The 22,517-nt window shown below is 60.7% G+C and carries 14 protein-coding genes and 1 tRNA gene; 8 read left to right on the forward strand and 7 right to left on the reverse strand.

Features of this window, described 5'->3' with window-relative positions; translation table 11 throughout:
• Positions 1-69: 69 nt before the first annotated feature.
• Both V3C85_RS09065 and V3C85_RS09070 read right to left on the reverse strand, forming a co-directional pair.
• On the reverse strand, positions 70-714 hold the full coding sequence (locus tag V3C85_RS09065; protein WP_331794766.1) for a response regulator: 645 nt from the start codon (positions 712-714) through the stop codon (positions 70-72).
• A 21-nt stretch (positions 715-735) separates the two neighbouring features.
• Positions 736-1,065 (reverse strand): hypothetical protein, encoded by a 330-nt coding sequence (locus V3C85_RS09070; protein ID WP_331794767.1) that lies wholly within the window; start codon positions 1,063-1,065, stop codon positions 736-738.
• Between the two features lie 128 nt (positions 1,066-1,193).
• Between V3C85_RS09070 and V3C85_RS09075 the strand changes: the two genes are divergently transcribed.
• Positions 1,194-1,589, forward strand: coding sequence for a response regulator (locus tag V3C85_RS09075; protein ID WP_331794768.1), 396 nt, complete (start codon positions 1,194-1,196; stop codon positions 1,587-1,589).
• A gap of 44 nt (positions 1,590-1,633) precedes the next feature.
• Here V3C85_RS09075 and V3C85_RS09080 read toward each other — a convergent pair whose 3' ends face one another.
• Positions 1,634-2,347, reverse strand: a complete 714-nt coding sequence (locus tag V3C85_RS09080) for an acyl-homoserine-lactone synthase (RefSeq protein WP_331794769.1) — start codon at positions 2,345-2,347, stop codon at positions 1,634-1,636.
• Positions 2,348-2,586: 239 nt separating this feature from the next.
• Between V3C85_RS09080 and V3C85_RS09085 the strand changes: the two genes are divergently transcribed.
• Positions 2,587-3,945, forward strand: coding sequence for a sensor histidine kinase (locus V3C85_RS09085; RefSeq protein WP_331794770.1), 1,359 nt, complete (start codon positions 2,587-2,589; stop codon positions 3,943-3,945).
• 14 nt (positions 3,946-3,959) lie between these two features.
• Here the strand turns inward: V3C85_RS09085 and V3C85_RS09090 are convergent, their stop codons facing one another.
• Positions 3,960-4,436, reverse strand: coding sequence for a disulfide bond formation protein B (locus V3C85_RS09090; protein ID WP_331795266.1), 477 nt, complete (start codon positions 4,434-4,436; stop codon positions 3,960-3,962).
• Positions 4,437-4,444: 8 nt separating this feature from the next.
• Positions 4,445-5,023 carry a YqaA family protein gene (locus tag V3C85_RS09095; protein WP_331794771.1) on the reverse strand — a complete coding sequence of 193 codons (579 nt, stop codon included), beginning with the start codon at positions 5,021-5,023 and terminating at the stop codon, positions 4,445-4,447.
• A 129-nt stretch (positions 5,024-5,152) separates the two neighbouring features.
• Here V3C85_RS09095 and ypfJ point away from each other — a divergent pair, with 129 nt between their 5' ends.
• The 4 genes from ypfJ to V3C85_RS09115 all read left to right on the forward strand — a co-directional run bounded on the left by ypfJ (position 5,153) and on the right by V3C85_RS09115 (position 14,505).
• Entirely contained in the window at positions 5,153-5,998 is an 846-nt protein-coding gene (gene ypfJ / locus V3C85_RS09100; protein ID WP_331794772.1) for a KPN_02809 family neutral zinc metallopeptidase, read from the forward strand.
• 57 nt (positions 5,999-6,055) lie between these two features.
• Positions 6,056-6,139 (forward strand) — tRNA-Leu (locus V3C85_RS09105).
• A 763-nt stretch (positions 6,140-6,902) separates the two neighbouring features.
• Positions 6,903-11,324 carry a Hint domain-containing protein gene (locus V3C85_RS09110; RefSeq protein ID WP_331794773.1) on the forward strand — a complete coding sequence of 1,474 codons (4,422 nt, stop codon included), beginning with the start codon at positions 6,903-6,905 and terminating at the stop codon, positions 11,322-11,324.
• Positions 11,325-11,610: 286 nt separating this feature from the next.
• Positions 11,611-14,505, forward strand: coding sequence for a Hint domain-containing protein (locus V3C85_RS09115; RefSeq protein WP_331794774.1), 2,895 nt, complete (start codon positions 11,611-11,613; stop codon positions 14,503-14,505).
• Positions 14,506-14,536: 31 nt separating this feature from the next.
• Here V3C85_RS09115 and V3C85_RS09120 read toward each other — a convergent pair whose 3' ends face one another.
• Positions 14,537-15,151: a nucleotidyltransferase family protein gene (locus tag V3C85_RS09120; RefSeq protein WP_331794775.1), complete on the reverse strand. Its 615-nt coding sequence runs from the start codon at positions 15,149-15,151 to the stop codon at positions 14,537-14,539.
• Between the two features lie 126 nt (positions 15,152-15,277).
• On the opposite strand from V3C85_RS09120, the gene V3C85_RS09125 reads away from it, so the two are divergent.
• Both V3C85_RS09125 and V3C85_RS09130 read left to right on the forward strand, forming a co-directional pair.
• Positions 15,278-16,309 (forward strand): DUF2332 domain-containing protein, encoded by a 1,032-nt coding sequence (locus tag V3C85_RS09125; RefSeq protein ID WP_331794776.1) that lies wholly within the window; start codon positions 15,278-15,280, stop codon positions 16,307-16,309.
• A gap of 164 nt (positions 16,310-16,473) precedes the next feature.
• The gene (locus tag V3C85_RS09130) at positions 16,474-19,887 is read left to right on the forward strand and encodes an indolepyruvate ferredoxin oxidoreductase family protein (RefSeq protein ID WP_331794777.1); all 3,414 of its coding nucleotides are present in this window, start codon (positions 16,474-16,476) and stop codon (positions 19,885-19,887) included.
• 72 nt (positions 19,888-19,959) lie between these two features.
• Here V3C85_RS09130 and V3C85_RS09135 read toward each other — a convergent pair whose 3' ends face one another.
• On the reverse strand, positions 19,960-22,374 hold the full coding sequence (locus V3C85_RS09135; RefSeq protein WP_331794778.1) for a GcvT family protein: 2,415 nt from the start codon (positions 22,372-22,374) through the stop codon (positions 19,960-19,962).
• Positions 22,375-22,517: the final 143 nt, after the last annotated feature.

A 22,517-nucleotide genomic window follows, 5' to 3' on the forward strand; every position in this document is an offset into this window, starting at 1 on the left:
CTGAACTTCGGTCAACTCAATCCGAGAGGTGGCGCCAACCTATGCTTGACCTTTGGTCTCTTTGGCTTGTCAGGACCGTTTGCGCACGCGGTGCAGATGATGTTCGGACAATTCGGAAAGATCTTGGGAAAACAGTTTGACCAGACCAGTTCGTGTCAAATGTGACACGGACTTGCCTTGGCTGTCTTTGGCCGATGTCTTGGGGGCCGCGTGATCCGGCGCAAGATGCACGCCGTTTGGGCGCAGGGCGATCGGGTTCAGCGTTCCGGTCTGCCAATCCGACAGTTTGCGGCGTTCAAACTTGGTCCGGTATTGCAGAGCGCGCAATTCGTTTCTTGAGGCATTCAGTTGGTTTGCGATGCGAATTCTTGCCATCAGCGCATTGATTTCAAATGGCTTTTGGATAAAGTCTGTTGCCCCCGCAGCAAAGGCCGCCTTGATGCTGGAGATGTCGGATTTTGCCGTCAACATGATGATCGGTGTGTCTTTGTAGCGTGGGTTCGACCGGATCTTTTCGCACAGGGATATCCCATCCATCTCGGGCATCGAGATGTCGAGGAGGATGCAGTCATATTTGGCAATCCGCCGATTCAGCACATTCAAGGCGTCCATTGGCGTGTCAAACAGGCACAAGTCGGCGCCGTTGGCCACTTCAAGGACCACCCGCAAGAGATCCAGCACTACATGATCGTCGTCAACGGCAAGGATGCGCATTGCAAATCCTCTCTTTGGTTTTCAATCGGCACCAGCACGCTGGCATTTAATGGCTAAACAATCGTCGCTGATCCGAAGATGCGCCTTGCCGCAACCTCTGGCCAAGACGGCGGCGCGTGGTAGTGGCGCGGCCAGAAAGGGCATGGCTGTCGGGATGTCGCTTGGCATTTCTTCCTCAAGTTGATCGCTGTCCATGTAACTCACCAGTGAACCGCGACGAAACTTGGCCGGACTCAAGGCGAAAAAAAGTCTTTCGATCTTTATGGATAGGGCCCTGGCGCAGAAGAGTTCTTCTTGCCAGTTGGCGCGTCGGACAGATACCGCGCCGGTCAGGTTGCCTGAAAAGATCATACTCTCGTGGCAGTCATGCCATGATATCGCCACAACAACCCTGGATGGTAAAATCTTAGTTGTGTGACCAGTGTGTCGGGCGGAGGTTACGTCCGCCCGGATCTCAGGAAAAAAGAAGGCGCACGGAAATGAAGCAACCAAGGATCATTCATGTCGATGATTGCCAAGACATTCGCATGCTTGTGCAGATTGCGCTTGAAACTGTCGCTGGGCTGGTTCTGGTGCAGTTTGAAAGTGGAGAAGACGCTGTCAAAGAAGCCGAATTCGCCGAAGCGGATGTGTTCTTGCTGGATGTGATGATGCCGGGCCTGACTGGCCCGCAAACCTTTGAGCGTCTGCGCGCGATTCCCAAGTTCGCCTCGACGCCGGCGATCTTTCTGACGGCAAAGGCCACCCAAAAAGAGCTGAAGGAACTGGATGGGCCGGGAGTGATCGGCACGATCACGAAACCGTTTGACGCAATGCTGCTGGGTGAACAGGTTGTTGCATTGTGGCAAGCCCATGCCATGAACGCCGCAGCCTGATTGTTGTGCCTTGCCGGGGAATCTCTTCGCCTGTCGTGGCGGGCCTAGTGAGCGAACTCTGCGACGGGGAACAGGGCTGCACAAACCTTATCACCGTCGATCACCTGCTCGGCCCCAACCGGCGAGGCCGTCATGCCGATGCGCGCCATCCAGCGCCGGAAAACAGATGGTACGATGCCGATGACATGGGTTGCGCCTGCTTCGCGGGCGACTCTGGCCATTTCAGTCATCAGCTTGATCTGGATCTGCGAACGCAGTTTTGCCGGCACGTCCGGGTTGATGAACAGCCGCGTTGCCTCCCAGATCAGTGGCGAAACCGGCGCGTCAAAAAACAGCATATCGCGCGGCAGGCTGTCGAGCAGACCAAGCTGGGCATCGCGCAGCATATAGCTGTGCAACCCGACCTTGGACGTTGTCGGCAGCAGGCGGATGCCGGCCAGCACTTCTCCATAGCCGTGAATGGCAATCCATTTTGCTTGGGCCGTGTCGTATTGGTCGAACTCCAGACCGTCGATCGTGGGCAGATCCCAGCCTTTGCCCTTGATGAAGACTTCATGCCGCATGCGCATGAAATCAACAAATAAATCACCATGCTTGTGCAGGTTCATGAAGGTCAGCGTTGTGGCCTTGAGCACCCGGTCAGCCGTGGCTTCGATGCTGCTTTCGCGGTCACGCTGGGTGAATCTGTCGGCGGACATGTCGGCCGCTCTGATTGACTGAGCAGGGGTACCTTCGGGCCGTATTGCAGGAAACACCATCTCTGCCCGGCTTGGGACCGGAGGCTTTACTTGTTGCATGGCTGCCTCGCTCGAATCTTAACTTTTTATTACTCATGCACGCATGTGGCGAGTTTTGCCACAATTTTTCCCTTTTTCGCGCGCACAATCATACGTTGTGACTAATAAGCCTAAGATTGGAGCAATCTGCCGTGACAGAGATCCAGGCGAACGGACCACAAGGCCAGTGCCAAGGCGCCTCAGTCGGGAGATGCGCTCGGTTGGCCTTTGCCAAGGGCAGGGTCTGGTTTGAGACGGATGACTGCATCGAGGGGCAGCTTGTAGATTATGCCGAAATCGGCCAACGCCTCTTTTGGCAGCGCCAGACCATCTTTGGCGTCGCATTGCTGCTGGCGGCTTTCTACTACAGTCTGCCCTTGGCCTTTCTGAACCTGCTGCTGGTCGTGATTACCGAGATGTATGACGGCTGGGTGTTTCGGAGCATCTTGACGCAAAAGCGTTCGGGTCAGCGCCTTGAGCTTGGCCATTTCTGGGCTGTTGTCATCGGAACAATTGCAAGTGCCGGAACCATCAGCTTCTTTGCGATCTGGATTTCCATTCTGCAGGGACAAAGCTCGCACTTCATGCCGCTGTTCTTTTTGTTCGCAGCGGGCGTGTTTGCAGCCATGAACAACCATTATATCGTCTCGGTGTTGGCCATTCGGTTGGGCATTTATGGCGTGACGTTCCTGTTCATCCCGATCCGGGACATCGTGCTGACGGGCGCTGATATTCAGTCGGAACTCTGGGTGCAGTTGTTTGCAAGTGTCTTTGTTGCCTATTTCATCGTGGATTGCGCGCGCATCTTCCTCAGCATGTATCGCAAGGGCGTGAACAGGCTGAAAGAGTTGGAAGAGCAAAACCGCAAGGTTGAGGCCGCCTTGGCCGCCAAGTCTGCGTTTCTGTCCACCATGAGCCACGAGTTGCGCACGCCTCTGACCTCGATCAGTGCATCGCTGGACCTTGCGCTGTCGGGCAAGCTGGGGGCTGTCGATACAGGCCCGAAAAAGGTGCTGGAGATCGCGCAGAGGAATTCGGGCACATTGAAGACGCTGATTGATCAGGTGCTTGATCTGCAAAAGGCGAGTGCAGGTCACCTGAGCCTTGAGTGCAGCGAGACGGATTTGACCAGTCTTGTGCAGGAAGCAGTCGAGGTGAACGAGCCCTATGTTGGCAAACTGGGGAGCGTCCTTCGTTTCGACAAACCCGATGGTGTTGTTATGGCCCCGGTTGACCGGACACGGATCAAGCAGGCCCTAAGCAATCTGGTATCCAACGCGGCCAAATTCTCGCCTTCTGGCACCGAAGTCGTCGTGCGGCTGGTATCTGACCAGGGCCAAGCCGTGATTGAGGTCAGCGACCAGGGCGAAGGGTTGGATGAGAAGTCAAAAGACAGGGTGTTTGCACCCTTTACCCAACTCGACTCCAGCGACAGCCGCAAGGTTGGGGGCACAGGCCTTGGACTGAGCATCACCAAGCAAATCGTCGAGGCGCACCGGGGCCGCATCGACTATCGCAGCAAGCCGGGGCAGGGGACCACGTTTTCGTTTACGCTGCCCTTGTTGGGCAGCGTGGCCTAGGGGCAGATCTACCGTCAGGCTTGGCGCGCTGGCGCGAAGGCGGCCATTGCCCAAAGGCCAGCAAAGCCAAGCGAGGCAAGAACATTCCAGCCCGCCATCGAAATCCCCAGCAATGACCAGGGAATTTCGTCGCAGCGCACGGGGGCCGCGACATTGGCATTGGGGTTCAGCAGATCCTCCACCGCAATTCCTGCGATCGAGCCGCCGCTGCAAGAAGCCAACCCCTCCCACAGGCCCTGTTCGACGCCGACGTGAAAGATGCCGATTCCCGCCGTGGCAAGGGCCGCCACCGCGCCAAGCAGGGCCAAGCCGCGGCTGGGGCGCGTGGCCAGCACGGCCAGCATGATCACGATGGCGGCGGCATGCGGCCAGCGTTGCCACAGGCACAGGGTGCAAGGGGCAAGGCCGCCGATATATTGAAAGCCGAAAGCCCCGGCCAGCACGGCGGCTGACCCAAGGCCAGCCAGCAACGACAGGTGGCGCGCGGTCAGGTTCAGCATCACAGATACCTCAGCAGGACAAAGCCGCCCAACAGCAGCACGATAAAGACGGTGAACACAAGCCCCAAGCGACGCTCGATAAAATCGCGGATCGGCGCGCCGAATTTCCACAGCAGGGCCGCGACGATAAAGAACCGCAGCCCCCGCGCCATAACCGAGGCCACTGTGAACACCCAGAAATCAAGCCCTGTGCTGCCCGACAGGATGGTGACGACCTTATACGGAAAGGGCGTGACCCCGGCGATCAGCACAGCCCAGGCCCCCCAGTCATTATAGGTCTGGCGGAAGGTATCAAAGCTGTCGGTCTTTCCGTAGAATTCCAGAACGGGCAGGCCAACCTGCTGGAACAACTCGGCCCCGATCCAATAGCCAAAGGCCCCCCCCAGCACAGAGGCCGCAGTGGCCACGGCCGCAATCAGAAAGGCCCGGTGGGGTGCCGCCAGGATCAATGGGATCATCAGGATGTCGGGCGGGATCGGAAAGAACGAGCTTTCGATAAAGGCGACCACGGCCAGGGCCCAAAGCGCCCGGGGATGTTCGGCCAGACGGATGGTCCAGTCATAGAGGGCGCGGATCATGCCTGTTTTCCTTAGCCTCGAATTTGGCCTCTTGCATCATGGGCACGGTGCAAGGTCAAGGATGCTGGCGGAACCAAACGCTTCACGATAGGTTTTATGGGGTGACGGTGCAGCGTGAGGGGTAAGCAGATGCAATGGCGTGGACGGCGGGGCAGCCGCAACATCGAGGATCGCCGCGGCCAACCTGCGCGCGGGGGCGCAGCCGTTGGGGGCTTGGGCGTTTTGGCGGTGGTGCTGATTGGCTATGTTCTGGGCATTGATGTCACGCCGCTGTTGCAAGATGTGTCCAGCCCCCAATCCAGCCAACCGCGCGAGCTGAGCGCCGAAGATCAGGCGGCTGCTGCGTTTGTCTCGGTAACGCTGGCCGACACCGAAGAGGTTTGGGCCGAGCTGTTTCAAAGCCAGTTGGGCCGGGCCTATCGTCCGGCGACGCTGGTTTTGTTCAGCGGGGCGACGCAAAGCCCTTGTGGGGGCGCCAATGGGGCGACGGGGCCGTTTTACTGCCCATCGGATCGCAAGGCCTATCTGGATACCGATTTCTTCGTGACGCTAGAGCGGCGTTTGGGCGCGCAGGGTGATTTTGCGGCAGCCTATGTGGTGGCCCATGAAATCGCCCATCATGTTCAGAACGAACTGGGCATTCTGGGCCGGGTCAATCAACTGCGCGCCAGTGCCAGCCCGCAAGACAGCAATGCGCTGTCGGTGCGGGTGGAATTGCAGGCTGATTGCCTGTCGGGTGTCTGGGCGCGTCACGCCTCGCAGATGTTTGGCACGATTGATCGCGGCGATATCGAAGAGGCGGTGACAGCCGCGCGCCAGATCGGGGACGACACCTTGCAGCGCGCCGCAGGCCAGCGTCCCATGCCCCACACCTTTACCCATGGCAGTGCCGAGCAGCGGTCACGCTGGTTTCTGACAGGGCTGGGGTCGGGCCAGATCGGGGATTGCGACACCTTTTCTGCAGACAATTTGTAAAGCGTGCAGCAGGGTAGTTGACGCGCCGCATCGCTGCGGATAAACCGCGCTTCGTGGGCCCAAGTGGCGGAATGGTAGACGCAGCGGATTCAAAATCCGCCGCCGCAAGGCTTGTCGGTTCGAGTCCGACCTTGGGTACCAAAGCCCCGAACCTTTTGAAGAATCAAGTTATTCTTGGCCCCCGGGCCGGGGGTTCGATTCGTTTGATTCTGGATGCCATCTTGTCAATTCTTGGACAAAGGCCCTTTTCATCGCTGATTGGTGCGGGATCGGGAACATGGCTTGCCCCAAAGAGGCAGAACTATGGCGATTTCGTGCTCATGGTTAACGTGCTGGTAGCCGTCTTGGATTGTTTCCGAATTAGGGCGTGTGGCTGTGGCAGCGTTGCCTTGTTGGCATTCCGAAAGTCGGCGGATTCAGCCTGTTTTCATTGAAGACAAGCCGTTTTTCAGGGTTTGTTCCGTGTTTCCAATCCGAGAACGAATGCCAAGGGATGGGTGAACACCTTGTCAGATTTTCTTGTGCAATCAGACACATCTGACGCTGCGGCGGCCACTTTTCTGCCGGATTTCACTTCCTATCAAGCTTAAGCGGGGGTAAAGCTAAGGCGTCTAACTGAGTAAGACATTTGGCCGTGGGGGCGGTCGTCTTGTGACAGTGTGCTGCCAAGCACCAGGACAGGGATTTTTGGCTGGCCGGGGGTTTCCCCGGGCGCTGACGTTTATTTGACTGGCGCCCTTGGGGCGGCGGGCAAGATCCTTTGTCTTTCAAGCGGCGGGCCGGGTAGCGCGAAGCTCCGGTCGCAGAGAATGCCGGAACGAGCGTGTGGCTCTGGTCCATGGGGGGCCGGGGCAGTGTTCCGGGGTGCGTTTTGGCGCGTCTCTGCTGCTGTAAGGAATTGAAGATGCCTGTGTTCGCGCTTTATAACTTGAATGACCCAACGACCGTAGCCGTTGACAGTGCATCAGCCGATGGCGCGCAGAATGGCGTTTATTACAACGGCGCAATTTCTGACGGCAATCAGGCTGTGCTGGATGGTTTGGACGATATTGTAAAATTCATCAACGACCCGGTGTTCCAGTTGGACCGTGGCACGCTGGAAATCCAGTTCACGCTGGACCCTGCTACTAACCTTGATGTGACGCGCACCGTTCTGTCGCGCGACAGCGCCGGGGCGACCCAAGGCGGTTATCGGATTGAAGTGTTGCCTGACGGGGTGATCCAGATCACGCATGAAACGGCGACAGGGTCAGAGGTTTTCTCAACTGATGTAGGTTTTTACACACCAGGCGACGAAATCAACGTCTCGTATTCATGGGATTTCGGCGGCGAGGGAGGGACGGTTCAGATTGAAAACCTGACGACCGGAACCAACTACACCGATGATGTGCCCAATACCCTGACGATGGATATGGGCGACAACAGTCGCAACTGGATTATCGGAGCCGATCAGGCGAATTCGCCTGCCGGAACGCTGGCAAATATCGATAGCCATTTCCAAGGGGCGGTCGAGTATTTCTCGATCTCTGACACGGTTGACAACACACCGACCGACCCTGTGGGCGATGGTCTGGTTGAAGGCACCTCGGGCGATGATCTGATTGATCTGGCCTATCTGGGCGACCCCGAGGGCGACCGCATCGACAATTCTGACGCGCTGCTGCCAGGCGAGGCCCCGCAGGACGACATCGTTCTGGCCGGTGCGGGCAATGACACCGTGGTTGCTTTGGCTGGCAATGACGACATCACCGGCGCTGCCGGGGATGATCTGGTCTATGGCGGTGATGGCAACGATGTGGCCACGGGCGACGGCGGGCGCGACATTCTGCATGGCGATGCTGGCGATGACACGCTGGCCGGTGGCGCCGACCAAGACACCCTGTTCGGGGGGGCGGGCAACGATCTGTTGAACGGCGGCCTTGGTGACGATGTGCTGGATGGCGGAACCGGCAACGACACGCTGGAAGGTCTTGATGGCAATGATGTGATCAATGCTGGCGCGGGCAATGACTCGGTCAACGCTGGCTTGGGCAATGACTATATCGACACCCGCGCGCCGGGTGACGACTCGTCGCCCGACCGTAGTTTTCCGGGCCTTTACACCGCCGATACCAACCCAACCGACGACCGCGATACTGTGGATGCCGGGGCAGGGGCCGACACGATCTTTACCGGTGACGATAATGACGTGATCGTTTCAGGCGGCGGCAATGACTTTGTGCATGCCGGCGATGATGACGACAGCGTGCAGGGCAATGATGGTGATGACACCATCCAAGCCGGCGAAGGCAATGACACAGTCACGGGCGATTTGGGCAATGACGTCATCTATGGCGGCACCCGCGAGGATGCCACCGATCCGACCCATCTGACCGACGATATCGACCCCGATGCCGACAACAACCGCGATCTGCTGGCGGGTGGCATGGGCAATGACACCGTTTATGGCGGTGACGATGCCGATACACTCTCGGGCGGGTTGGGCGATGATCTGCTGGATGGCGGCATTGATGATGACATCATCATGGGGGATGCCGGTAATGATGTGATCATCGGTGGCCATGGGGCCGATAGCCTGTATGGCGGTGGTGACCGCGACGTGTTCGTTGGCGGCAGCGCAGGTGATGTGATCGAGGGGGGCGAGACCGGCGACGATTTCGACACGCTTGATCTGCGCGGCGCAGGCCCGCTGCGTGTGACCTTTGATCCGCTGAACAATGAAAACGGAACGGTCGAGTTTCTGGACGATCTGGGGGCCGTGACCGGCACCATGACCTTTGTCGAAATCGAAAACGTGCTGGTCCCCGAGGGCGAAGGCCCGACGGCAAACCCCGACACGCTGGTGACTGATGAGGACACGGACCCGACCATTGACGTTCTGGCCAATGACACCGATCCGACCGATCAGCCGCTGACGGTCACTTCGGCCACGGCCGAGAATGGCGAAGTCACGATCAACTCGGACGGGACGATCACCTACTCGCCCTATATGCATTTCAACGGCCCCGATACCATCACCTACACCGTCACCGATCCAGACGGGAATACCTCGACCACCACGGTGGCCGTGACGGTGAACCCGGTCAACGATGCGCCCGAGGCTGTGGATGATGCCGCAGCAACGCCGCTGGATACGCCGGTGGTGATTGATGTGCTGGGCAATGACATGGATATCGATGGCGATACCCTGTCGATCGTCGGCACTCCGACGTCCCCCAACGGCACGGTTGCGGTCAACCCCGATGGGTCACTGACCTTTACCCCGACGGCAGGCTTCGTGGGCTCGGCCGTGATCACCTACACGATGACCGACGGCACCGTGACGGATGATGCCCAGGTCGTTGTCACCGTGGGTGGCCTTGGCCGCGACGGCGTTGTCAGCGGAACTGCCGGCGATGATCTGATCGACGAAAGCTATGTCGATCCGACGGATGGCGATCAGGTAGATGCCAGTGATGCCATTCTGCCGGGCAGTAGCCCCGATGCCGACAGCATCGTGGCAGGCGATGGCAATGACACCATCCTTGCCGGCCGCGACGATGACACGATCTTTGCCGGTTCAGGCGATGATGAGGTGTTTGGCGGCGACGGGTCTGAAAGCGTGCATGGCGGCGCGGGTGATGACACGATCCTGACGGGCGACGGCCAGGACATTGTCTTTGGCGAAGATGGCGATGATTATATCGACACCCGTGGGCCCAACCCGCTGCCCGACATTGATTATCCGGGGCTGTATGGCGCGGATACCGATCCGCTGAACGATCTGGATACCGTCTATGGCGGCGATGGCAACGACACGATCTTTACCGGCGACGATGCCGACCGGGTGTTTGGCCGCAACGGCAATGACTACATCGACGGTGGGTTCGACAATGACTCGCTGTATGGCAACTCGGGCTTTGACACGATCATCGGCTCGGAAGGCAATGATTATATCGACGGTGGGCGCGGTGATGACCTGATCTATGGCGGGTTGGATCTGACCTTCCCCGATGTGATCAACATTCCGAACGATGGGGGTGATCTGCGCCCTGCCAACAATGCCGACAGCATCGTGGGTGGTTTTGGCAATGACACCATCTATGGCATGGATGATGACGACACGATCAGCGGGGATCAGGGCGACGACCTGATCTTTGGCGGTGTGGACAATGACCAGTTGCTGGGGGCCGATGGCGATGACACGCTGCACGGCGACGATGGCAACGACATGCTGGAAGGCAACACCGGCGACGATCTGATGTTCGGTGGTGCTGGCAATGACAGCCTGGACGGTGGTCTGGGTGATGATACGCTGGATGGCGGCACCGGCGATGATGTGCTTGCAGGCGCCGATGGCGATGATCTGCTGACCGGTGGCTTGGGCAATGATACGCTGGACGGGGGCGTGAACAACGACACGCTGCTGGGCGGCGACGGTGCGGATTCCCTGGTTGGCGACTTTGGCCGCGACCTGCTCGATCTGGGCACCGACGGCACACCCGATGGGGTGGCCGATGTGGCCTATGGCGGGTTCGACGAAGATACGATCACCGGTGTGGGCATTGGCGATACCGTCTATGGCGGCGGCAATGGCGAAGGCTCTGACCAGGATGTGCTGGATCTGCGCAACTCGGGTCCGCATCGGATCGTTGATCGGGTGGCCGACAGTGATGGCAACGGCTTTGATGGCACGGTGCAATATCTGGATGGCGCAGGCAATGTCATTGGCACGGCAACCTTTACCAATATCGAAAACATCATCTGCTTTACGCCCGGCACCATGATTGCCACACCGCGTGGCGAAGTGCCGGTTGAAAACCTGCGCGTCGGCGACAAGGTGATCACCCGCGACAACGGCATTCAGGAAATCCGTTGGGCGGGGGCGCGGCAGATGGGCTGGCATGACTTTGCGGCCAACCCGCATCTGCGGCCTGTGATGGTCAAGGCGGGCAGCCTTGGCAATGGTCTGCCCGAGCGCGACATGATGCTGTCGCCGAACCACCGGGTTCTGGTCGCGAACGACCGCACGGCGCTGTATTTCGATGAACATGAGGTTCTGGTGGCCGCCAAGCACTTGATCGGCGGCAAAGGCGTGCATCAGGTGGAGTCGGTCGGCACGACCTATGTCCACTTCATGTTTGACCAGCACGAAGTGGTTCTGTCGAACGGGGCTTGGACGGAAAGTTTCCAGCCGGGGGATTATTCGCTCAAGGGCTTGGGCAATGCTCAAAGGACCGAGATCTTTGAATTGTTCCCCGAATTGAAGACCGAGGCTGGCTTGGGGTCGTATCAGGCTGCCCGCAAGACGCTGAAGAAACACGAAGCACGACTTCTGTTGCGCTGACAAAGAGTTATGCAGCACGGGTTGGTGCCAAAAGCGCCTGATCCGTTGGTAAAGGGGCCCGCAAGGGCCCCTTTGTCATTGGTTGGGGTGGCCAGGTCAACGGCTTGGCGACTGTGGCCTTTGCAGGGGCTTTTGCGGGTTTGCGGCAGTGGCCTGCCCGACGCGACTGATGCCCAAACAGAAACTTACCCTGTTCTGGCCACCTTCCGGCCATCATCTGCCAAAGATGTGCCGCCTTCGAACAGTACCCCGCTGATGCAAGGATTGTTTCGAGGGTGACGCCAGAATGGCGACGATTACAGGTAACAACAGCGCCAATACTCTGACGGGAACGTCGGCGGACGACGATATTTATGCCAACGGCGGCAATGATACGGTTCGTGCCGGCACCGGGAATGATACCGTTTTCGGCGGCAACGGAAATGACAGCCTGTTGGGCGAAGGCGGCAACGACCTGATCTACGGCGAGGCGGGCGCCGATCGTCTGTTCGGGGGCGATGGCAACGACAGCCTTTATGGCGGGGCCGACAACGACTCTCTCGAGGGCGGGGCGGGTAACGACCTGCTGAATGGCGGTGCTGGCAATGACACGATCATTGGGGGTGATGGGGTCGATACCGTCGATTATTCGGATTCGACCTCGGCCGTTACGGTAAACCTTGCCACGGGCTCGGCCACGGGCACAGCCACTGGCACAGATACCATCAGCCAGGTCGAGAACATCACCGGCAGCGCCTTTAACGACAATCTGACGGGCAACACCGGGGACAACCTGATCAACGGCGGTGCCGGCAATGACACGATCAGCGCCGGGGCGGGCAGTGATACCGTCTTGGGCGGTGCTGGCAATGACAGCATTGATGCAGGTGTGTCGTCGCAACCTGCGAACACCTCGCTTGATTTCAACTGGTCACTGGCCGGCGCAGACGAGGCCAATATCGCTGGCGGCGTCGTGCAGGATACCGGCGGCATTCAGGTCTCTGTCGGTTTCGTCAATGACGGGGCGGCGACCGAGTTTTCAGTTGAGTCCTCGTCCTCGATTTATGTTGCCTCGGGTGAGACGTTCAATCCGACCTCAAGCCTCTTCATCTATGGTCAAGGCGCGAATGACAACTCGACCACAACGATCGATTTTGCCTCGGTTCCCGGGTCTGGTTTCGCCAATACTGTAGAGAATGTTTCGTTCCGGCTTGCCGACATAGATAGGGTGAATGGGTCTTGGGAAGACCGTGTCACCGTGCGCGCCTATGACGCCAACGGCAACGAAATCACCGTCATTCTGACGCCCGCAGGGTCTGATACGGTCAGTGGCAATACCGTCATTGCCGCCGAGGGCAACAATTCATCCACCGATGCCGAAGGGTCGGTTCTTGTCACGATCCCCGGCCCGGTGGCACGGATCACCATCGAGTATGACAACGGCTTTACCAACGGCCAGCTTATCCAGGTATCGGACATCCGCTTTGAAGCGGTGGCGACGGATGAAGATGTCGTTGACGGCGGCGATGGTGACGACACGATCTCGACCGGGATCGGCAACGATGTCCTGTTCGGCGGTTCGGGCAATGACTCGCTGGATGGGGGCGCGGGCAACGACACGCTGGATGGGGGCATCGGCAACGACACGCTGCGCGGTGGGGATGGCAATGACAGCCTGTCGGGGGGCGATGGGGCCGACCTGCTGGATGGTGGCCTCGGCAATGACACGCTGGATGGCGGTCTGGGCAATGACACGCTGTTGGGCGGTGACGGGGCCGATAGCCTTTCGGGTGGCGATGGGGCCGACTCGCTGGATGGCGGCGCAGGCAATGACACGCTGGATGGCGGCACCGGGAATGACAGCCTTTTTGGTGGGGCGGGCAATGACAGCCTGACAGGCGGTGACGGCGCCGATCAAATCTATGGTGGCGACGGAAACGACACCATCGAGATGGGTCTTGGCAATGACACTGTCTATGGCGGCAATGGCGATGATTTCATCGACGATCAGATCGGCGGCACGCTGTCGGGCGAGAACCTGATCTTTGGCGATGCTGGCAACGACACGATCTTTTCCGGGGCCGACAATGACACCCTTTATGGTGGCACCGGGGCCGACCTGCTGTGGGGAGAAGGTGGAAACGACATCCTGTTCGGCGGCGCTGATGCCGACACGATGTATGGCGGGGCCGGGGCCGACTCTCTCTCGGGCGACGATGGCAATGACAGCCTGTTCGGCGATGCCGGGAATGACAGCCTGTATGGCGGTTTGGGCAATGACACGCTGGACGGCGGCGACAATGACGACCTGCTTTATGGCGGGGCGGGCAGCGATACCCTGCTGGGCGGCGCGGGCCGCGACATTCTGGACGGCGGCGACGGGCCAGACTTTCTGGATGGTGGCGCCGATCAGGACACGATCTTTGGCGGCATCGGTGACACCGTCACCGGTGGCAGTGGCGGCACTGACGAAGATGTGCTGGATCTGACGGCCTGGGGCAAGGCCAACACCAACATCATCTTTGATCCGAACAACCGTGAGAACGGCACGGTCGAGTTTCTGGACAGCTTTGGCAATGTCATCGGCACGATGACCTTTACCGACATCGAGACGGTTGTGCCCTGCTTTACCCCCGGCACGATGATCCTGACGCCTCTGGGCCCCTGCCGGGTTGAAGATTTGCAAGTTGGTGATCTGGTTCTGACCCGTGACAATGGGATGCAACCTGTGCGTTGGGTGGGCAGCCGCACCCTCAGCCTGGCGGAATTGGTGATCCGCCCGAACCTGCGCCCCGTCCGAATCGCGAAGGGCGCTTTGGGGCCGGGCATGCCAAATCGTGATATGCTGGTTTCCCCCCAGCACCGCCTGCTGATCGAAGGCGCGAAACCCGAGATGTTGTTTGGCGAGCGTGAGGTGCTGGTGGCCGCTGGCCATCTGGAAGCGATGCCGGGCGTTCAGCAACTGCTGACCAAGGGCATCACCTATGTGCATCTGATGTTTGATCAGCACGAAATCGTCCATTCCGACGGCTGCTGGACCGAAAGCTTTCAGCCGGGGGCCACGGTGCTGTCGGGCATGCAGGATGCGCAACGCGACGAAGTGCTGGAACTGTTCCCGGAACTGGGTGCCAATCCCCACAGCTATCCTGCGGCCCGCCCCAGTTTGCGCGCCTATGAGGCAAAGGTGATGTTGTCGGCCTGAGGGGTGTTTCCTGACGGGCCGGCTGCCCGCCCTAGCTTGCCCCGGCAGGGGGCCTGCGGGTCTGGCGCCATTGCGACCATGCCTCGGGGGTGTCCAGATCGGTAACGGCATGTTGCGCAGGCAGGGGCACAAGGATCAGCCTGTCCTGATGGGCAGAAATCAGATCGCGGGCGCCTTGATCGCCCGTGATCTGCATCAGGCTGTCGCGCAGGCTGGCCGGAAAGATCACCGGATGCCCCGGTTGGCCTTGGTCCGAGGTGGCGCGCAAAATGGCATCGGGGTTGGCCCGTGCGGCGTCTATCATGGTTTTCAGATCTTCGCTTGTCAGTTCGGGCATGTCAGCCAGCAGCAGCATCACGCCCCCCCCCGTGGGCATCTCGGCCAACCCGGCCTTCAGGCTTTCGGCCATGCCTTCAGCGGCGGTCTGTGCGATCACCTTTCTGACCGGCATGCGGCTCAGTGCCGCGCGGCGCAAGGGTCGGTCGGGCGGCAAGACGACTGTCACCAAAGCGCCGGTTTCAACGGCAAACCGGGTGATCCGTTCCAGCAGGGGCCGTCCGTCAACCGTTTCCAGCAATTTGTCGCGCGGCGCCATGCGCGATGAACTTCCGGCTGCAAGAACAAGGATTTGCAAGGCAGGGGGCATGGTCACTCCAACAGATCGGGGGCCAGCGTGGCGCAGCTTGTTCGTTGGGGCAAGCTGAAAGCACAAGGCATCTTGTCGATTGACCGATCTTCGGGCTGGCTGCACTCTGACGGGCAGAGGTGCAGCATGAACACAGCATTGCTTCAGGCATTTGGACGGCAAGCCCAGGCTTGCGCGGGGTTGGGGTCGGCCTTCATGGCCGATCTGATGCAGATCCTGCCCACCCATCTGGCGCAGGCCCCCCGGCTGGCGGCGCTGTATGACGCCTGGCAAGGCGCGGTCGGCCCCGAAGGCGCGTCGCTGCCCCTGCGCCTGGCCGGGGGCTTGCATGCGCTGGTGCGGTCCGGCCATGTGCCCGCACTTGCCGCCTGCTATCCGCCGCATGGGGGCGACGGTCTGGCGCGGCAGGTGGCCATCGTCTTGCGCGATTGGGATGACTGGCTGTGCGATTGGGTGCGCCTGCCACCCCAGACGAACGAGGTGGGGCGCAGTGCGGTGCTGATCGCCGCGGCCCGCGCGCTGACCGCAAAGACGGGCCTGCCGTTGCGGTTGTCGGAATTGGGGGCCAGTGCCGGGCTGAACCTGAATTTTGATCACTACCGCCTGCATCTGGGGCAGGCGCAGTCTGGCCCCGACCGGGGCGTTGATCTGGCGCCTGAATGGACAGGGCCGCTGCCGCCGCGTGCTGATGTGCGGGTTGTGGAACGCCGGGGCGTTGATCTGAACCCGCTGAACCCGGCGCAAGACGGGGCGCGGCTGATGGCCTATGTCTGGCCAGATCAACCGGCGCGGATGCAGCGTCTGGCCGGCGCGCTGGACATCGCCAGGGCAGCGCCCGCTGTCGTCGATTGCGGCGATGCGGCCCCGTGGCTGGAACAGCGCTTGGCCCAGCCGATGCCGGGGGTGTGCCATATGGTGTTTCATACGGTGGCGCATCAGTATTTCCCCGCGGCGACGCAGGCCCGGATCGCCACGGCGATGCAGCAAGCCGGGGCACTGGCCCGCCCTGACAGCCCCTTGGCTTGGGTCGGGATGGAGGCAGACGGGGCCGAGCCGGGGGCTGGCCTGACCCTGACCCTGTGGCCCGATGGTCAGTGCATGCCCTTGGGGCGGGCGGGCTTTCACGGGCAATGGGTGCAGTGGGCTGACGCCGGATAGGGGGGGCCAACACCATTGTGAACAGCGCAGGCCGCGCGGCGGCAGTATTTTTGCTAAACTTGAACTCTGCGCTTTATAGGTCAATCTTTATGACCTAACATGGCCGCGACAGACCCGGCAGCGCAGGGCGCCAAGGGCCTTATCCAGCGGGGGGAGGACGCGAGATGACAAAGCGAGAGGTGTCGCTGCACGACAAGTTCGATCTTGAGGTGTCGCCCGTTTTGCTGAACGGCACACAGGCGCTGGTGCGCTTGATGCTGATGCAAAAGGCGCGCGACCGCGCAGCGGGCCTGAACACGGCGGGCTATGTCACCGGCTATCGCGGCTCGCCCCTTGGGGCGGTGGATCAGCAGATGCACCGGGCGGAAAAGATTTTATCTGCCAACGACATCACCTTTCACGAAGGCCTGAACGAAGATCTTGCCGCCACGGCCCTGTGGGGCACCCAGCAGGCCGAATTGCGGGGCGAGGGGCGCTATGATGGCGTCTTTGGCCTGTGGTATGGCAAGGGGCCGGGGGTGGACCGTTCGGGCGATGTGATGCGCCATGCCAATATGGCCGGATCATCGCGCCATGGTGGGGTGATCATGGCCATGGGCGATGACCATACGGGCGAAAGCTCGACCGTGTGCCACCAGTCGGATTGGGCGATGGTGGATGCCTATATGCCGGTGCTGTCGCCGGCCGGGGTGCAAGAGATCTTGGACTTTGGCCTTTATGGCTTTGCGCTGTCGCGGTTTTCTGGCCTTTGGGTTGGGCTGAAAACGATGAAGGATACGGTCGAGGTGACCAGCATCGTCGATGGCCACCCCGACCGTATGCGCTTTGTCACGCCTGATTTCGCGATGCCTGAAGGTGGGCTGAACATCCGCCTGAATGACCATTGGGTGCCGCAAGAGGCGCGGATGATCGACCACAAACGCTTTGCGGCCGAGGCCTTTTCGCGAGCCAATGGCATGGATCGGCGGGTCTGGGGGCGGTCTGGGGCAAAGATCGGCTTTGTTGCCGCCGGAAAGAACTGGCTGGATCTGGAACATGCGCTGCGCCTGCTGCATATCGACGCCGCTGCCGCCGACAGGTTGGGGATCACCACCTACAAGATCGGCCAGACCTTTCCGATGGATATGCAGGGCTTTCACGACTGGGCCGAGGGGTTGGACCTGATCGTGGTGGTCGAGGAAAAGCGCAAGCTGATTGAGGTGCAGATCAAAGAGGCGCTGTTCGATGATCGCCGGGGCCGCCGTGTCTATGGCTGGTATAAGGGCGGGGCGGGGGGCATGCACCGCGAAGAATTGTTCCCCACGCGCGGCGCGCTGGACCCGGTGATGGTGGCCGAAAAGATCGGCGAAATCCTGATCGAAGAGGGCCGGGGCACTGACGCCATAAGGGCCGGCCTTGCCAGCCTGCAAGAGGCCCGCGCCGGCGACAACGCCAAGGAAATCGCCAGCCGCACGCCCTATTTCTGCTCGGGCTGCCCGCACAACAGCTCAACCCGCTTGCCCGAGGGCAGCCGCGCCTATGCCGGCATTGGCTGCCATATCATGGCGATGTGGATGGACCGGGGCACCAGCGGCTATACCCATATGGGGGGCGAAGGCGCCAACTGGATCGGCGAAGCCCCGTTTTCGACGCGCAGCCATGTGTTTCAGAACCTAGGCGACGGCACCTATAACCATTCCGGTCTTCAGGCGATCCGCGCGGCGCTCGCCTCGGATGTGAACATCACCTATAAGATCTTGTTCAACGACGCCGTGGCCATGACGGGCGGCCAGCCTAATGAAGGCGCGCTGACCGCATATCGCATTGCTGCCGAAGTGCGGGCCTTTGGGGTCAAGCATATCGTGGTGGTGCATGATGCCAAGGAAGAGGTCGATCTGACCCGCTTTCCCCCCGGCGCGGTTTTCTATGAACGCGCCGATCTGGCGCAGGCCCAGCAGAAATGCACCGAACTGCCGGGGGTATCGGTGCTGCTGTATATCCAGACCTGTGCCGCGGAAAAGCGTCGTCGCCGCAAGCGGGGCAGCTTTCCTGATCCCGATCAGCGGGTGTTCATCAATACCGATGTCTGCGAAGGCTGTGGCGATTGCGGGGTGCAGTCGAATTGCGTTTCGATCGTGCCGGTGGAAACCGACCTGGGGCGCAAACGGGCCATCGACCAATCCAGTTGCAACAAGGATTTCTCGTGCCTTAAGGGCTTTTGCCCGTCTTTCGTCACGCTTTCGGGCGCAAAGCTGCGCAAATCCCCTACGGCGACACTGGATCTGCCCGATCTGCCTTTGGCCGAACTGCCGCAGATCACGGGCACCTGGAATGTGGTGATCACCGGGGTCGGGGGCACCGGGGTTGTGACGCTGGGCGCGATCATGGCGCAGGCGGCCCAGCTTGATGGCAAGGGTGCTGGCATGATGGAAATGGCGGGGCTGGCCCAAAAGGGCGGGGCCGTGCATATCCACTGCCGTCTGGCAAACCGGCCCGAGGATATCACCGCCGTGCGCGTTGCCACCGGAGAGGCCGACGCCCTGATCGGCGGCGATCTGGTGGTCAGCGCCGGGGCCAAGACGCTGGGCCTGACCCGTGCGGGGCGCACCAAAGGGGTGGTGAACAGCCATGAGATCATCACCGGCGACTTTACCCGCAATACCGAATTCACTTTGCCGATGGATCGGCTGACCCTTGCGGTGCAGGCCCGGTTGCAAGGGGATGTGGCGCTGTTTGATGCGTCAGAACTGGCGCGGGTGGCGATGGGCGATGCGATCTATTCCAATATGATGGTGTTCGGCGCGGCATGGCAACGGGGGCTGGTGCCCTTGGGGCTGGGCTCGATCCGGCAGGCGATCAGATTGAACGGCGCGGCGGTCGAGCGTAACTTGCGGGCCTTTGATCTGGGGCGCTGGGCCATGGTGCACCCCGATCAGGCGCAAGACCTGGTGGCGGGCAAGGCGGCCACGGCCCCGGCGCCAGACCCGGTGGCGCTGCGGGTTGCGCATCTGGTTGCCTATCAGGGGCCGGGGCTGGCCCGGAAATATCAGGCGATGCTTGCCCCGATCCAGGACGGCGACCTGCGGCTGGCGGTGGCCAAGGGCTATCACAAGCTGTTGGCCTATAAGGATGAATATGAAGTGGCCCGGCTGTTGCTGACCACGCGCGACAAGGCGGCCGAGACCTTTGAAGACGGCTTTGCCATGACCTTCCATCTCGCCCCGCCGTTGTTGGCCAGGACCGGGTCTGACGGTCGGCCGATGAAACGCCGCTTTGGCGAGCGCAGTCTGCCGCTGCTGCGGCTTCTGGCGCGGCTCAGGCACTTGCGCGGGACGATCTTTGATCCCTTTGGCCGCACTGCCGAGCGGCGGATGGAACGGGCCCTGATCGCGGAATATGAAGCCGACATGGCCGAGGCACTGACAAGGCTGACCCCCGAGACGCGTGCCATCGTGATCGAACTGGCCGAACTGCCGCTGACGATCCGCGGGTTTGGCCCGGTGAAAGAGGCCAATCAGCGCAAGGCCGCAAAGCGGCGCGAGGCGTTGTTGGCGGCATTGCGGGCCGGTGGGGCCCCGGGTGCCTTGGCGGCGGAATAGGCGAACCGGAAAAAGGGGGGCCTTTGCCCCCCTTTCACCGCAGATGATCGTGATGCCTGTGCAAGGGGCCGATCAGGCCCGCATGCGCCCCTGATCATCCCACAGGGGGGCCAGATGCACCGTGGCCTTTCTGCGCTCGCCCAGAATTTCGATCTCACACGTCAGGCCATCTTGCACCTTGTCGGCGGGCAGAAAGCCCAAGGCGGCCGACTTGCCAGCCCAGTGGCTGAACCCGCCGCTGGTGCAATAGCCGACAACCGCACCGTCCAGCCAGATCGGCTCCCACGCCACGACATCGGCATCCGCGGCATCAACCACAAAGGAAACAAGGCGACGTTTCGGGCCAGTGGCCTTTTCCGCCTCGGCCGCGGATTTTCCGATGAAATCCTTGGTCCAGTTGATGAACTTATCAAGGCCGGTTTCGGCGGGGGTGTAATCGGGGCTGAATTCGCGGCCCCAGCTGCCAAACCATTTGTCCAGCCGCAAGCTCATCATGGCACGCATGCCAAAGGGGCGGATGCCAAGGTCGGCCCCGGCCGCCATCAGCATATCCCACAGGTGACGCACCGACATCTGGTCGCAAAAGATTTCATAGCCCAGATCGGCGGTGTAGCTGACGCGCTGCACAATGCAATTGGCCATGCCCACCGTCAGGCGTTTGACATCCATGAAGCGGAAGGCCTCTGCCGACACATCCGACCGGGTGACGCGGGCCAGCAACTCGCGCGCCTTTGGCCCGGCGATGGTAAAGCCCGACCGCGCGTCCGAGATGTTTTCAACCGTCACCCCCTCGGCGGCATTCTGTTCAAACCAGCGACCATGCCAGCCCTGCGCCCCATAGCTGGCGGTCAGCATGAATTCGGTTTCCGACAGGCAAGACACGGTGAAATCCCCGATGATCTTGCCGGAATGGGCCAGCATCGGCGTCAGTGACAGGCGGCCCGGTTTGGGGATGCGGCCCGCCATGATACGGTCCAGCCAGGCGCGGGCATTGGGGCCGGTGACGCGGTATTTTCCGAAATTCTGCAATTCGTTGATGCCCACGCCGGTGCGCAGGGCATGCACCTCTTGCCGGGTTGCCTCCCACGCGTTCGAGCGTTTGAAGCTGGGCTCTTCATAGCGCGGCTCGCCGGGCAGGGCGAAGTAGTTGACCACCTCCAGCCCATATTGCTGGCCCCAGACGGCGTTCATGCCATCAAACACCTGATACATCGGGGTGGTGCGGAAGGGGCGCGCGGCGGGGCGTTCCTCATTGGGATAGCTGACCGAAAAGCGCATCTGATAGTTTTCGATGACCTTGGGCACGGTATAGCCGGGGCTTGTCCAGTTGCCGAAGCGGGCGACGTCAAAGCCGCGCGGGTCACGCTCAACCTCGCCCTCGATCATCCATTGCGCCAAGGCAAGGCCCATGCCGCCCCCCTGGCTGAACCCGGCCATCACCGCGCAGGCCGACCAATAGTTTCGCAGGCCCGGCACCGGGCCGATCAGCGGGTTGCCGTCCGGGGCAAAGGTAAAGGGGCCATGGATCACACGCTTGACGCCCGAGCGTTCCAGCACCGGAAAGCGGCGATAGGCGAAATTGACGCTGTCTTCGATCTTGTCGAACTGTTCATTCAACAGCTCATGCCCGAAATCCCACGGCGTGCCATCGACCGACCACGGCTCGCAGGGCTTTTCATAAAAGCCGATGCACAGGCCGCGGCCTTCCTGGCGCAGATAGCTTTCGCCGCCGGGGTCCATCACATGCGGGAACTCGCGGCCCGATTTCAGGATGTCCATGATCTCGGGGATGTCGTCGGTAACCAGATATTGGTGCGCCATCGGCAGAAGTGGCAGGTAAACCCCGGCCATCGCCCCGATTTCACGCGCCCACAGGCCGCCGGCATTGACCAGATGTTCGCAGGTGACGGTGCCCTTTTCGGTCACCACTTCCCAGCCGTCTTTGGTAGGGTTGGTTTCTAGAACACGGTTGTGCAAAACGATTTCCGCGCCGCCCATCCGTGCCGCCTTGGCATAGGCATGGGTGGTGCCCGACGGGTCCAGATGGCCATCCAGCGGGTCATAAAGCGCGCCGATGATGCCTTCGAGATTGACCATGCCGTCGGTCAGCTTGTGAATTTCCTCCGGCCCCAGAATTTCGGTATCCAGCCCCATATAGCGATGCTTGGCGCGTTCGGCCTTTAGCATCTCGAACCGGGCCTGATTGTCGGCCAAGGTGATGCCGCCGACATGATGCAGACCGCAAGACATGCCGGTGATCGCCTCCAGCTCTTTATACAGGCGGATGGTATAGCCTTGCAGGGCGGCCATGTTGGTGTCGCCGTTCAGCGTGTGAAACCCACCCGCCGCGTGCCACGTTGAACCAGAGGTCAGCTCTGATCGTTCGATCAGCATCACATCCGACCAGCCCAGCTTGGTCAGGTGATACAGAACCGAACAGCCAACAACGCCGCCACCAATGACGACCACGCGGGTATGGGTTTTCACGGGGCTCTCCCTTGCATGATTTTGCCCCACAGTCGCGCCAGTGGCGGGGCAAGGCATGTCACCGCGCGACAGAATATGTCGGAAACGGGCTGTGGCACATCGCCCCTCATGGCCAAGCTATTCAATCGGATAAGTTTCTTTTG

The organism is Pseudotabrizicola sp. L79 (assembly GCF_036553525.1).
Classification (GTDB): domain Bacteria; phylum Pseudomonadota; class Alphaproteobacteria; order Rhodobacterales; family Rhodobacteraceae; genus Pseudotabrizicola.

What these genes read in the sequence shown, in the direction of transcription:
- V3C85_RS09065 (WP_331794766.1), bottom strand. Translation starts at nt 714, where the DNA reads ATGCGCATCCTTGCCGTTGACGACGATCATGTAGTGCTGGATCTCTTG.
- V3C85_RS09070 (WP_331794767.1), bottom strand. Translation starts at nt 1,065, where the DNA reads ATGATCTTTTCAGGCAACCTGACCGGCGCGGTATCTGTCCGACGCGCC.
- V3C85_RS09075 (WP_331794768.1), top strand. Translation starts at nt 1,194, where the DNA reads ATGAAGCAACCAAGGATCATTCATGTCGATGATTGCCAAGACATTCGC.
- V3C85_RS09080 (WP_331794769.1), bottom strand. Translation starts at nt 2,347, where the DNA reads ATGGTGTTTCCTGCAATACGGCCCGAAGGTACCCCTGCTCAGTCAATC.
- V3C85_RS09095 (WP_331794771.1), bottom strand. Translation starts at nt 5,023, where the DNA reads ATGATCCGCGCCCTCTATGACTGGACCATCCGTCTGGCCGAACATCCC.
- ypfJ (WP_331794772.1), top strand. Translation starts at nt 5,153, where the DNA reads ATGCAATGGCGTGGACGGCGGGGCAGCCGCAACATCGAGGATCGCCGC.
- V3C85_RS09110 (WP_331794773.1), top strand. Translation starts at nt 6,903, where the DNA reads ATGCCTGTGTTCGCGCTTTATAACTTGAATGACCCAACGACCGTAGCC.
- V3C85_RS09115 (WP_331794774.1), top strand. Translation starts at nt 11,611, where the DNA reads ATGGCGACGATTACAGGTAACAACAGCGCCAATACTCTGACGGGAACG.
- V3C85_RS09120 (WP_331794775.1), bottom strand. Translation starts at nt 15,151, where the DNA reads ATGCCCCCTGCCTTGCAAATCCTTGTTCTTGCAGCCGGAAGTTCATCG.
- V3C85_RS09125 (WP_331794776.1), top strand. Translation starts at nt 15,278, where the DNA reads ATGAACACAGCATTGCTTCAGGCATTTGGACGGCAAGCCCAGGCTTGC.
- V3C85_RS09130 (WP_331794777.1), top strand. Translation starts at nt 16,474, where the DNA reads ATGACAAAGCGAGAGGTGTCGCTGCACGACAAGTTCGATCTTGAGGTG.